We start from the raw sequence: 12,724 nt of genomic DNA, 5'->3' as shown, positions 1-12,724 counted from the left end.
AAGTGATAGTCTTCCTGTCGCTGGCCATCTGCTTCGGTCCAGTGATGGGTGACGCGCCAGGCGGTTTCGGCGGCATCGGCAAAGTGAGTCCACTGGTAGTGGCAGTGCAGGCCGGTGGGCAGGCGGTGGTAGATGAGGCGTCGGCCGGTGTCGTAGGCAAAGGTGCGGGTGTGCCGCTGTTCGGCATCGATGACGTGTCGGAGGTCGCCCTGTGCGGTGTACTGGTATTGTGCCAGTACCCGGCTGTGGCCATTGGCCAGTTGTTGTTTGATGGAGGTGACGCGTTGTGGGTGCCGGGGATGCTGATAGTGCAGGGAGAGGCGGGTGCTGCGGTCGTTGTCGGTGATTTCGATGATGCGGCTGTGGCTGTCGCGGTAAAGAAGGAGGCGGTTGTCGTTGCGATCTTGAAGTGCGGTGAGGCAGAGGCGGTGGGGTTGGCTGGGGTCGGGCTCGAAGAGGCGGTAGAGGCCGTCGTCGTCTTCGATGACCCAGCGGTTGTGCCGGCCACGGCGGATGGTGAGGTTTTCGTTGATGCCGCGCATGCCTTCGCCGGGTTGTAAGGGGTCGATTTCGAGGCGGCGCCCTTGTTCGTTGATATAGACGGCGGCACAGGAGCCATCGGGCTGGGGGGAGATTTCGATTTCGACTTCGAAGCTGACGCTCCATCCGGCGCCGAACATGTTGTGGGAGCGGGTGTCGACGCTGCTGTAGAAGCGTTGCCATTGGAGGGGCAGATGGGCGGGGAGGGTGAAGTCGAGCTCTTCGGTGCCGAAGAGGAGTTTGGCGCCGGTCGGGAGGTGGACGGGGTGGCCGCGGGTAAATGCTTGTGCTATTTTGGCAGAGGCTAAGCTGGTGCCTGCATTACTGGCGATGGCCAGGACAAGACATTTGATTTTGGAACAGATTTTGCGGGGGCGTCTTAAGGCTGAAACCACACCAATAAGCTGGGCAACCGGATGTTTGCCGCTTCTGATTTCACGCACGACGATGGGTTCGCCACCGATGCGTACGTTGCTGGATACTTTGACGCCGCCGGCATGGTCGTCGGTGACTTTGGCTTCGCAGGTGCTGCGGTCGTTGCTGCGTACAGCCGGCTGGCTGTTGATGTAGACTTTGCGGGAACCTTCGGCCAGATATTCATCTGTGCCGAACGGATGCGGATGTTTGCGGCAAAGTATTTTGTCGTCATCTCTGGGTTCTGCTCTGGGATCGGGTGAGGCGACTGTTGGCCGAATAAATTCCTGAGCGATTTCTCCGGCTGCGATAAGTATACCTGCTATATCGGCGAAGTTTTCGGGCTGCTGTGGTTCTTCGCTGCTGTCACTTAGTTCAATGCTTTGATCTATGGCACCTGCGGCGCGGGCGGAAGCTTTGCTGTTGGTGCGGGTATTGGGCGAGCCGGTTTTGATTTTGCCATCTTCGGAGGGCGGAAAAAGGCTACTGACCCAGTTGGCGAGGTTGGATACGACGGTATCACCACCTGAAATGGCCATGAGTACGCCGACAAGGACACTTAGGAGTAGTCCGCCGGTGGTGATGGTGCCGAAAATGGCAAAACCTACTGCGGCGGTGATGGCTGCATAGCATGCTATTTCTACAGCCGCACCAACGATGTCTGCGAGCATGGAGGTGTGTAATAGGATGTCCCCTTCGCGGGCGGCCCAATACGCATTGCCCATTCGTTAAGCCCCTTGATGAAAATATAGATGTGTATTGCTGTGTTTGTTTTTTGAGTTTGATGCTTTGTTTTTTGTTTACAATAAAGCTGTAAAATGCATTGTTAAATTAACGTTTAATTACATTTTATCATGTTTGATATTGTGTATAAATAAGAATGGTGTTGGTATATGGATAAGATTACTTCTAAAAGCCGGCAATTCAGTATTCGCACTTTTGCTAATTTGTTTGGATTAACTCCGGCGACTGTGCGGTATTATGAGAGTTTGGGGTTGATTTCTCCTCAGCGTAGTACGAATAAACGTCGGTATTTTACGCAGAAGGATGTTGAGTGGATGCAGTTTGTGCTGCATTTGAAGAATACGGGTATGAGTATGGCGCAGTTACAGCAGTATGTGTTTTTGCGCAGTCAAGGAGATGAAACGATTTCGGAGCGCTTGGAGTTGTTATTGCAGACACGTGCGGCGTTTATGCAGCAGCAGGCTGAGCTGGAGCAGCATGTACGGATTTTAAATGATAAGATTGACTGGTATCAGCAACGTAAGCGAGGTGCTCTGGGGGAGCAGGTAAGCTTTGCAGAATATTTAAGCAATATTGGTCATCATCTTTGAATGTTTGTTTGAATGAGGATGAAAGGTAAGAAGCTGATTGTTGACTGGATGTATCGGAATCTGATAGATAAAATTATAAAAATTTAAATGGTTATAATAATGACTGATATTATTTACCGTAATGATGTTAAGCCGTCACTGGCTGAAGCTACTGAGCTCTATAGTCACTGTACATTGGGCGGGCGGCGGCCGATTGGTGATGAGGAGCGTTTTCAGTTGATGCTGGATAATGCTAATCTGATTATTACAGCATGGGACAAGGACAGGCTGGTGGGGATTGCACGTTGCCTAACTGATTTTGTTTATGTGACTTATCTGGCTGATCTGGCGGTGGACGAACGATATCAGAAGCAGGGAATCGGTAAACAATTGATTCGTGAAGTTCAGCAGCATACGCGTGCTGATGCGCAGGTTGTGTTGATTGCAGCGCCACAGGCAGTTGATTACTATGGGCATATTGGGTTTTCTGCTCATCCTTCGGCATGGACGTTGAATAAGCAGTTGAAATAATGTAAATACGTTTCCTATGCTGTGGTCTGTGGATGACGGCAGTTAGTTTAGCTGGCGGGAATGGTTCTCTGGAATGTTTTATTTTTGATGATGTCTATCTGTTTTGTTACCGTATGGGTATACAAAGAAAGTGAAGAGTAGTTTTAGATTAATCTGGATGGTTTGAGTTTATTTTTAGTTTTTTTGTCAGTTGCTATTTTTTTTGTATGTGCTGCTAATTGATGAAATTAGGGTAATTCTGAGGTGTGGCTGTTTATTTGGAGTTGGGTTTGCTGCAATTGGTCTGATTTTCATGATGGCAGGATAGGAATGAGCTGGCCAAGTCTGCGCAGCAGCCGCAGCAGGTAGCGACACCAAGTTGTGCTTGTAAGTCTGTCAGACTGCTTGCACCGGCAGCGACAGTTTCTTTTATCTGGCGATCAGTGATGGCATTGCACAGACATACATACATGATTTTTTCCTTTGAGTGCAGCTTCTTTTTTTGTGGATAAAGATGATAGTGGATTTCATTATTATTATCAAGTAATGTGTGGCAATGAATTATTAATTCTGAATTTATTTGGACAGGTAAAATAAAGCCGACTTTAAAAGTCGGCTTTATTTTGGTTCACTGGAATAATTAGTTGTCGTGCGTATCCAGTGTGTCTATTTCGGTATTGCTGTTTTCTTCTGCTTCGGCAATCCGCTCGAGGCTAACCAGTTTTTCGCCTTCATCGAGGTTGATGAGTTTGACGCCGGCAGCAGCACGGCCGGTGGCGCGTATCTGATCTACTTTGGTACGGATGAGTACACCACCGCTGGTAATGAGCATCAGATCGTCGCTGTCGGCTACGAGGGTAGCGGCAACCATGTCGCCATTTCGTTCGCCGGTATCGATGGCAATTACGCCCTGAGTACCACGGCCAGAGCGGCGGTAGTCGTCTACGATGGTGCGCTTACCATAACCATTGGCAGTGGCGGTGAGTACCAGTTTGTTGCCATCTTCTTCGGCATCGTAGGCCAATAAGCTGATCACCTGATTGTTTTCGGCCAGTTTCATGCCGCGTACACCGCGAGCGCTACGCCCCATTGGGCGGACGTTGTCTTCGCTGAAACGTACGGCTTTACCACCGTTGGAAAACAGCATGATATCGTGTTTGCCGGCAGTTTTAACGGCGCCGATAAGGTGATCACCTTCGTCGAGTCCGAGGGCAATGATGCCGGCGGTACGCGGACGGGAGAAATCGATAAGCGGGGTTTTTTTAACGATACCCTGTTCGGTACACATGAAAACGTATTCGTTTTCGCTAAATTCACGTACCGGCAGTATGGTGTTGATTTTTTCGCCTTCTTCCAGCTGAATTACGTTGTTAACCGGACGTCCGCGGCTGTTGCGGCCGCCTTCAGGCAGTTTGTACACCTTTATCCAGTGGCATTTGCCTAGGCTGGTAAAGCACAGCAGGTAATCATGGGTGTTGGCAACAAATAGGGTTTCGATGAAGTCTTCATCTTTGGTGGCAGTGGCCTGTTTGCCACGGCCACCGCGTCGTTGTGCCTGATAATCGTCTGCCTGCTGAGTTTTGATGTAGCCGCCGTGGGTGAGGGTAACCACCATGTCGCGCTGTGGTATCAGGTCTTCATCAGCGATGTCGCCACCGAAAGCGTTGATTTCGCTGCGGCGCTCGTCTCCAAACTGTTGCTGAATGGCGGTCAGTTCGTCATGAATGATTTGGTTGATACGTGCTGGCTTGGCCAGAATGTCAAGCAAATCTAGTATGTTATCGAGTACACTTCTGTATTCTTCAACAATTTTATCCTGTTCTAGTCCGGTAAGGCGTTGCAGACGCAAATCCAGAATGGCTTGTGCCTGTGCATCAGACAGGAAGTAATCATTGCCAATTAGTCCGGTATTGTTGGGTGCATCCTCTGGTTTCACCAGCTGCACATCGATGTCGCTGCGTGCCAGCATGTCGGCTACGAGACCAGAACGCCACGGACGTGAGGTTAAGGCTGCTTTGGCTTCAGGTGGTGTGGAAGAAGCTTTAATGAGGGCGATGATTTCGTCAACATTAGATAAAGCAACGGCCTGTCCCTCAAGGATATGTCCACGTTCGCGAGCTTTGCGCAGGGCAAACAGGGTACGACGAGTAACGACTTCGCGACGGTGACGCAGGAATTCGCTCAGTATCTGTTTGAGATTGAGCAGTCGTGGCTGGCCGTCTACGAGCGCTACCATGTTGATGCCGAAACTGTCTTGTAGCTGAGTTAATTTGTATAGCTGGTTAAGAACGACTTCAGCGTTTTCGTTGCGTTTCAGCTCAATTACCACGCGCATGCCGGATTTATCGGATTCGTCGCGCAAATCAGAGATGCCTTCAAGCACTTTGTTGTGTACGAGTTCGCCGATTTTTTCAACGAGTCTGGCTTTATTGACCTGATAGGGAATTTCATCAATGATGATGGCTTCACGGTCGTCGTGCTTACCAATGGGCTCGATGTGGGTTTTGCCGCGCATGATGACGCGGCCACGGCCTGTACGGTAGCCCTCACGTACTCCGGAAAGGCCGTAGATGATGCCGCCGGTAGGAAAATCCGGTGCGGGAATCAGGTCGATCAGTTCGTCAACGCTGAGGTTTTCGTTGGCCAGCAAGGCTTTGGCGCCGCCGATTACTTCGTTGATGTTGTGAGGCGGGATGTTGGTGGCCATGCCAACGGCGATGCCCGATGAACCGTTCACCAATAAGGCTGGAATCCGGGTAGGCAGTACAGCCGGCTCGTTTTCGCTGCCGTCGTAGTTTGGAATAAAATCGACGGTTTCCTGATCGATATCAGCCAGTAGTTCGTGCGCAATTTTTGCCATGCGGATTTCGGTGTAACGCATGGCAGCGGCACTGTCGCCATCCACGGAACCAAAATTACCTTGTCCATCCACCAGCATGTAACGCATAGAGAAATCTTGTGCCATGCGGACGATGGTGTCGTAAACAGCGGTATCACCGTGCGGGTGGTATTTACCGATAACATCGCCGACGATACGTGCTGATTTTTTGTAGGCACGGTTCCAGTCGTTGTTGAGTTCGTGCATAGCGTAAAGAACGCGGCGGTGAACCGGTTTGAGGCCATCGCGTACATCGGGAAGGGCTCGTCCTACAATTACGCTCATGGCGTAATCGAGATAGGAACGGCGCATTTCTTCTTCTAGAGATACTGCTATGGTTTCTTTGGCAAAAAGTGCATCTGACATAATGGCTTTATTACTATAGAGAGCATTGTTTATTTTACCATAGCGGCTAATGGTTTCTGACTATTTTTCTTTTTGGAGTTGTTTTGCTGTAAAAAACCTTGTTGTTAAAGGGTTTAAAGATATGCCCACAATATTTGTGGATAAATCTGTGGAAAATGAAAGTCTGGCTTGCATAATTGCCTATAAATCAAGACTTGCATGGGCTTGCCTAAAAAATAAGCCTAAAATAAATTTCTTTTAAAATCATATATTTAAAAAATATGTTTGTAAAAATTAAAGCAGTTCAGATTTTTTACAGACTTTAGCATGACTGGTTTAATTCATGTGGATAAAATCGTTTTGTCAAGCCTGTTTTTATCTTGACAGATGGGAAATTGGCGATTTTCTGCTATGGATCCGGACTTTGGGTAAGGATTTTTTAATGTGTAGTAAGAATCAATCTGCAAATACGCTTCCGGATGATTTGGTTGCTGAGGCGTGGGTATTTGTCCGAGTAATTGATAATTTTGGTGATGTGGGCGTGGGCTGGCGTTTAAGCTGTCTGCTGGCAGAGTATTTGTGTCTACGGGTGCGTCTGTGGATTGATGATGTGAAAGCTCTGGATACGCTGGTACCGGAGCGGGAAGGGTATTTGCCCCATGTAATGGTAGAAGTCTGGCAGGATAAGCAGCTGATGCAGCGACAGCTGGCTGAGGCTAATGATCCGGTACTGGTAATAGAAACTTTTGGTTGTACGTTACCTGACGCAGTGCGGGCACGAATGAGCCGGTGTCAGCCTTTGTGGCTAAACTGGGAATATCTGACGGCTGAAGACTGGGCATTGGATTTGCATGCTATGCCGTCCTTACAGGCTGACGGACTGAAAAAGTATTTTTGGTTTATGGGTATGGATGCAGCCAGTGGCGGCTTGCTGCGTGAAAAAGATTATCTGACTAAACGTGCTGTATTTAGGCAGCAGCCACAGTTACAGCAGGCATTCCGACAACATTATGGTTTGCCTGAGCAGCATAAAGGCCAGTTGTGGCTGGTATTTGCCTATGCTTCAGTGTGCTGGCCACAATGGTTGAACATGTGGCAGCAGGGTGGTACGCCGGTGACGTTGTGGCTGGCTGGTGGGCAGGTGGTGGAAAGTTTGCGTGCGGCTTCGATTGTACCGACAGATGCCTTGCGTGAAGATGGTGCCATATATGAGTTGGATAATGTCACATTGGTGCGTATTCCGTTTGTACCACAGGCGGCGTTTGATCAGCTACTGTGGCTGGCTGATGCGGCAATTGTGCGGGGTGAAGACAGTTTTGTGCGTGCTTTATGGGCCGGTTTACCTTTTTTCTGGCATATTTATCGGCAGAATGAGAATGCGCATGTGCAAAAACTGCATGCTTTCTGGGCAAAGGCTACGGCAGGATGGCCAGTAGAGCTGAAAAGGGCGTTTATGGCTTTGTCGGATGATTTAAATGGAGCTGGCAAGCTGGATGAGTTAAGCCGTGTGGTGGCGTGGCAGAATTTGTATGGCAATTGGCAAAGTTGGGTAAAAGCGGCAGCAGCGTGGTCTGAAATGCTGCATGCGCAGGACAATGCGCTTGAAAAACTAGCCAGATTCTGCCATCTTCCGCTAAAATGATGTACTTATTATTTGCTGAACATTTTTGGAAGTTAGATTAAAGATGAAAACCGCACAAGAATTGCGCCCGGGTAATGTATTTATGGTGGGCAATGATCCAATGGTGGTGCAGAAGTCCGAATACAATAAATCCGGTCGTAATGCTGCCGTGGTGAAAATGAAACTGAAAAATTTGCTGACTGGTGCTGCTACGGAAACGGTTTATAAAGCCGATGAGAAGTTTGATGTAGTGGTACTGGATCGTAAGCAGTGTACTTATAGCTATTTTGCTGACCCGATGTATGTGTTTATGGATGATGAATTCAATCAGTATGAAGTGGAAGCTGAAAACATCGGTGATGCCATCAAGTTTATTGTGGATGGCATGGAAGAAAAATGTGAAGTGACTTTCTATGACGGCCGTGCTATTTCAGTGGAGCTGCCAACTATTATCGTGCGTGAGGTGGAATACACGGAGCCTGCGGTAAAAGGTGATACTTCTGGTAAAGTGATGAAGAATGCCCGTTTGGTAGGTGGAGCTGAGATTCAGGTAGCTGCTTATATTGAAAATGGCGATAAGGTGGAAATCGATTCGCGTACTTTTGAATTCCGCAAACGCGCCTAACTGATTTTCTGGCTGGCAGGCTGTCTGGAGAAATTCAGGCAGCCTGTTTTATTGTTTACTGCGCGGTAACAGGCTGCTTGATGGCTGTGATGGTTTGCTGTCTTTTATTGTTTGTATTGTTTAAGTTTGTAGGTGAAAGATGTTGTTTGAACTGAATCTGCATGGACGTGGTGAATTGTGGGCTGAATGCCGCAGGTTGTTGCGTCTGGCGTTGCCGATTCTTGTGGCACAGGCAGCGCAGGTGGGTGTGGGAGTAGTGGATACGGTAATGGCTGGCCATGCCAGTGCCAATGATTTGGCTGGGGTTGCTCTGGGCTCGAATGTATTCATTACGCTTTATATTACGTTTCTGGGGGTGATGACGGCTTTGCAGCCGATTCTGGCACAGTTGTATGGCGCCGGTAAAATCACAGAAATCGGTGAGCAGGGACGGCAAGGACTGTGGTTCGGTTTGTTTCTGGGCATATTGGGCATGTTGCTGCTGTGGGCGCTGATTAAGCCGATGCAGCACTGGCTGAATATGGGCACCTATGTGGATGGTGTATTTGGTCAGTTTGTGTTCTTTATTGCCTTGGGTATGCCGGCAGCGATGATTCATCGAGCTTTTTATGCATTTGCCTCTTCTTTAAACCGACCAAAACCGATTATGGTGGTGAGCTTGATTGCGCTGCTGCTGAATATTCCACTGAATTATATTTTTGTTTATGGCAAGTATGGAATGCCGGAGTTGGGAGGGGCAGGCTGTGGTCTGGCTTCGGCTATTTGTTTTTGGTTTAATGCTATTGTGCTGGGCATTTACGTTGTTCGTCAGCGGTATTTTGCACCGTTTGCGCTGTTTGCTCGATTTGAACGTCCGCGCTGGCGTGTACAGGCCTCGCTATTGCGATTGGGTATTCCGATTGGGATGTCGTTTTTCCTTGAAGTGAGCTTGTTTACATTTATCAGCTTGTTGATTGCGCGTTTTGGTGTGACTCAGGTGGCGGCTCAGCAGGTGGTAATCAGTATTACGTCGCTGATTTATATGTTGCCGCAAAGTGTAGGTATTGCACTGGCGGTGTGTGTGGGACAGGCAGTAGGTGCGCGCAAATGGCAACGCGCCCGTTTTGTTTCTGGTGTGGGTCTGAGTATGGGACTGCTGGGTGCGTGCTTTACCGGTGTGCTGTTGTTATTGTTTCGACATTTTTGGGTGGGTTTGTACACAGCTGATCAGGAGGTCGTATTGCTGGGCGGTACACTGCTGATTTTTGCGGCCGTTTTTCAGTTATCCGATGCTACGCAGACGATTGCTTCGTACGCCCTGCGCGGCTATAAGCTGACCAAAATTCCGATGCTGATTCATGCGTTTAGTTTTTGGGGTTTGGGTCTGGGTTTTGGATGTCTGTTTGGCTTGTATTTCGGTATGGCTTTGTATGGTTTCTGGCTGGCTTTGGTACTAGCGCTAACCGGTGCGGCGGTGGCTCTGGTATGGTATTTGCACCGGCAGAGTGAGCGGTTTGCGCTGATGCAGGCGGAAAAGGAATCATGATGGATGTGACAGAATATGCTGATTTACAGCCGCTGCATACTTTTGCGTTGCCGGTACGCGCACGCTGGTTGGTGTCGCTGACTGATGTTGAACAGTTGCCGAAAATCATGGCTTTACCCCAATTTGAACCCGAGCGCGTGCTATGGCTGGGCGGTGGGAGTAATATTCTATTCTGTGCTGATTATCCGGGGCTGGTGGTACGTGTAGCCAATCGTGGTATTGAGCTGGTGGCGGATGATGGAGACCGTGTGGTGGTTGAAGCAGCCGCGGGTGAAAACTGGCATGATTTTGTACAATATACGCTGGCTCAGGGTTGGTGCGGACTGGAGAATCTAAGCCTGATACCCGGTACGGTGGGGGCAGCACCGGTACAGAATATTGGCGCCTATGGTGTTGAGGTGCAGTCGTGTATTGAGGCGGTGCAGGTTTACGACTTTAAAACGAATGAGCTGTGCTGGCTTGACTGTGATGAGTGCGGTTTTGCTTATCGCGACAGTATTTTTAAACATGCTGAGGGACGTTATCTGATTGTGGCGGTGCGGTTTGTGCTATCGCATGTGTTTAAAGCCCAGCTGCGTTATGGTGATTTGGCACAGGTGGCGTCGGAACTGGCACAGGGACAAGCTTTGACCGCCAGTATAGTGGCACAGGCTGTGTGCCATATCCGCAAGCAAAAGCTGCCTGACCCGCAGGTGCTTGGGAGTGCCGGCAGTTTCTTTAAAAATCCAGTTGTGCCAGCTACACTGGCTTCTAGCCTTTTGAAACAATATCCGTCCCTACCGCATTACCCGCAGCCGGACGGACAAGTGAAACTGGCAGCTGGCTGGCTGATAGACCAGTGTGGCCTGAAAGGATTTCAGTTGGGTGGTGCTGCGGTACACGAGCGGCAGGCGTTGGTTCTGGTAAATAAAGATCATGCCTCTGCCGCTGATGTGGTAGCGCTGTCTGAATATGTGCAGAATTGTGTGGCACAGCGTTTTCAGGTGCGGCTGGAGCCTGAGCCCATATGGCAGCCTCAGTAACGGCGACCAGTAGTCTGATAAAAATGCCGTTAGTATGATTTGTGCGGTAAGAGACAGCATAATCTGAAAGAAATGAATATGGTGAAAGAATCACGCCCTAATACTTATAATCGTATTATTGATGCTAGTCTGAAGCTGTTTAATGAGGAGGGTGAACGCAACATCAGTACGAATCATATTGCTTCTTATTTGGGCATTAGCCCGGGCAATTTGTATTATCATTTTCGCAATAAAGATGAAATCATTATGCAGCTTTTTAAGCGCTATAGTGAGGAATTGCTGTGCTATCTGCAGCAGGTGGAGACGCCGCAGGATACGAATGCCATTAAGAATTATATGTTTGGTGTGTATGATGTAATGTGGCGATACCGTTTTTTATTTAGTGATTTGAATGCAATGCTGTCGCGAAGTGCTGAGCTTCTGGGTGAGCACAATAATTTTACCCGTGTAAGGGTGTCACCGCTGCTGCAAAATTTGTTGCAGCAGCTGACAGATACCGGCTTTATTCAGACGGATGAAATTGCTCGTAAGGAAATGGCTGTAAATATCTGGCTAATTACAAAATATTGGTGTGATTATGACAGTGCGCTGTATGAACGTAAGCTAACTGAGGACTCTAAATACCGCGGTACTCATCAGACGTTGACTTTGCTTCGTCCGTATGTAGCGCCGGCCTATCGGGAAGAATTTAACCGGATGATGGCTGATTTGCGCAATCACATATAAGATAAAATCAACCCCATTCGGAAGAATGGGGTTGATTTTTTTATATTATCCGAAACTTAGTTTTAGTGTTTTATTTGCTGTGGCCAGTGAAATTTTTCAGAAGCATGAAACGGTTTCTGTTATTGGGGGTTAGGAAGAGGTGATCGGGCGGCTGTCCCCCATTTTGATGCTTTCAAAACATTCGGGTAATACTCCATGCCGAACTCTGGCTGCGGCCAGTAGTTGGGGTGGTTCATCCAGCGGTTCATCGGCCAGTTCGAAAGCGCCCCAGTGCATGCCTATGGCCTGACGGCAACGCAGAATATTAAATATGGCTACAGCTTGTTCGGGATCAATGTGCTGATTATGCATAAACCAGCGAGGTGCATAGGCTCCGATCTGGATAGCTGCCATGTCTGTGGAGGTAAAGTGCTCGGCAATCTGGCGGAACATGATTTCACTGAAACCGGTGTCCCCACTGAAATAAGTATTGCTGCCTTCAGGTGTTTGCATCATCCAGCCACACCATAAAGTGTGATTGCGGTTTAACAGGCTGCGCTGGCTCCAGTGATGTGCCGGTACGGCATGAAAGCGGATATTATGAATGTTTGTTTGTTCCCACCAGTCTAGTTCTGTTACGTTGTTAATGCCCAATTGCTGTAGTTTTCGTTTTAGTCCTAAGGGGACGACTGCATTGATATTGGGAAAACGTGCGGCCAGTTTACGAATACTGGCTGTGTCTAAGTGGTCGTAATGGTTGTGAGAAATGGCAATGACATCTATATGAGGTAGCTCAGCAATGCTTGCAGCTGGCTGTGTACGGCGTTTTGGTCCGGCAAAGGATACAGGCGATACCCGTTGCGAGAATACAGGGTCGGTAATAATCATGCATTGATTTAGGCGTATGAGCAATGTGGCATGACTAATCCACCATAGGCGATTGCCGGAGAGGGTGAAATCTGGTGACTGCATCCACTCACGGGCAAAATGTGCATAACCTTGCTGTGGTGGCTTGGGCAGATGGTGGATGTGTCTTTCTAAGCTCCAGCGATAGACGTCAAGCTGTTTGATGGTTGTTGGTTCTAAATTACAGAATCCGTAAGGTGTATGATGCGGTTTATTTGGATTGTAGTAGGGGTTTTTTCTTTTAAATAGCATTATTTGCCTTCTTTATGCCAGTCCAACACTGTTTGTACCATAATGCCCTTATTACAGGTAGAACTTAA

General features: G+C 48.5%; 11 protein-coding genes. 7 read left to right on the top strand and 4 right to left on the bottom strand.

Annotated elements, in window-relative coordinates; translation table 11 throughout:
• Window positions 1-1,679 (bottom strand): DUF6531 domain-containing protein (locus tag J3U64_RS08510; protein ID WP_267408924.1); only part of this gene is annotated, 1,679 nt, incomplete at its 3' end.
• A 168-nt stretch (window positions 1,680-1,847) separates the two neighbouring features.
• Here J3U64_RS08510 and J3U64_RS08505 point away from each other — a divergent pair.
• Together J3U64_RS08505 and J3U64_RS08500 are read left to right on the top strand one after the other, a co-directional pair.
• Window positions 1,848-2,288 carry a MerR family transcriptional regulator gene (locus J3U64_RS08505; protein WP_267391507.1) on the top strand — a complete coding sequence of 147 codons (441 nt, stop codon included), beginning with the start codon at window positions 1,848-1,850 and terminating at the stop codon, window positions 2,286-2,288.
• 99 nt (window positions 2,289-2,387) lie between these two features.
• Window positions 2,388-2,798, top strand: coding sequence for a GNAT family N-acetyltransferase (locus J3U64_RS08500; RefSeq protein ID WP_267391508.1), 411 nt, complete (start codon window positions 2,388-2,390; stop codon window positions 2,796-2,798).
• 253 nt (window positions 2,799-3,051) lie between these two features.
• On the opposite strand, the gene J3U64_RS08495 is transcribed toward J3U64_RS08500, so the two are convergent.
• Together J3U64_RS08495 and gyrA are read right to left on the bottom strand one after the other, a co-directional pair.
• On the bottom strand, window positions 3,052-3,249 hold the full coding sequence (locus tag J3U64_RS08495) for a (2Fe-2S)-binding protein (protein ID WP_100140779.1): 198 nt from the start codon (window positions 3,247-3,249) through the stop codon (window positions 3,052-3,054).
• Window positions 3,250-3,417: 168 nt separating this feature from the next.
• On the bottom strand, window positions 3,418-6,021 hold the full coding sequence (gene gyrA / locus J3U64_RS08490; protein ID WP_267408923.1) for a DNA gyrase subunit A: 2,604 nt from the start codon (window positions 6,019-6,021) through the stop codon (window positions 3,418-3,420).
• A gap of 421 nt (window positions 6,022-6,442) precedes the next feature.
• Here gyrA and earP point away from each other — a divergent pair, with 421 nt between their 5' ends.
• The 5 genes from earP (at window position 6,443) to J3U64_RS08465 (ending at window position 11,519) form a co-directional block, all read left to right on the top strand.
• Complete coding sequence (gene earP / locus J3U64_RS08485; protein WP_267408922.1) at window positions 6,443-7,642, top strand: elongation factor P maturation arginine rhamnosyltransferase EarP; 1,200 nt, start codon at window positions 6,443-6,445, stop codon at window positions 7,640-7,642.
• A 43-nt stretch (window positions 7,643-7,685) separates the two neighbouring features.
• Window positions 7,686-8,246, top strand: coding sequence for an elongation factor P (gene efp, locus J3U64_RS08480; protein ID WP_025331610.1), 561 nt, complete (start codon window positions 7,686-7,688; stop codon window positions 8,244-8,246).
• 139 nt (window positions 8,247-8,385) lie between these two features.
• Window positions 8,386-9,771 (top strand): MATE family efflux transporter, encoded by a 1,386-nt coding sequence (locus J3U64_RS08475; protein ID WP_267408921.1) that lies wholly within the window; start codon window positions 8,386-8,388, stop codon window positions 9,769-9,771.
• Window positions 9,768-10,793, top strand: a complete 1,026-nt coding sequence (gene murB, locus J3U64_RS08470) for a UDP-N-acetylmuramate dehydrogenase (protein WP_373885630.1) — start codon at window positions 9,768-9,770, stop codon at window positions 10,791-10,793. Before J3U64_RS08475 ends, murB begins: the two co-directional genes overlap by 4 nt.
• A 72-nt stretch (window positions 10,794-10,865) precedes the next feature.
• Complete coding sequence (locus J3U64_RS08465) at window positions 10,866-11,519, top strand: TetR/AcrR family transcriptional regulator (RefSeq protein WP_100140773.1); 654 nt, start codon at window positions 10,866-10,868, stop codon at window positions 11,517-11,519.
• 129 nt (window positions 11,520-11,648) lie between these two features.
• On the opposite strand, the gene J3U64_RS08460 is transcribed toward J3U64_RS08465, so the two are convergent.
• The gene (locus J3U64_RS08460; RefSeq protein ID WP_267408920.1) at window positions 11,649-12,656 is read right to left on the bottom strand and encodes an MBL fold metallo-hydrolase; all 1,008 of its coding nucleotides are present in this window, start codon (window positions 12,654-12,656) and stop codon (window positions 11,649-11,651) included.
• Between the last annotated feature and the right edge of the window lie 68 nt (window positions 12,657-12,724).

This window comes from Snodgrassella sp. B3800 (assembly GCF_026535865.1).
GTDB classification, from domain to species: Bacteria; Pseudomonadota; Gammaproteobacteria; order Burkholderiales; family Neisseriaceae; genus Snodgrassella; species Snodgrassella alvi_E.
This window is presented reverse-complemented; position numbering and strand designations above follow the sequence as displayed.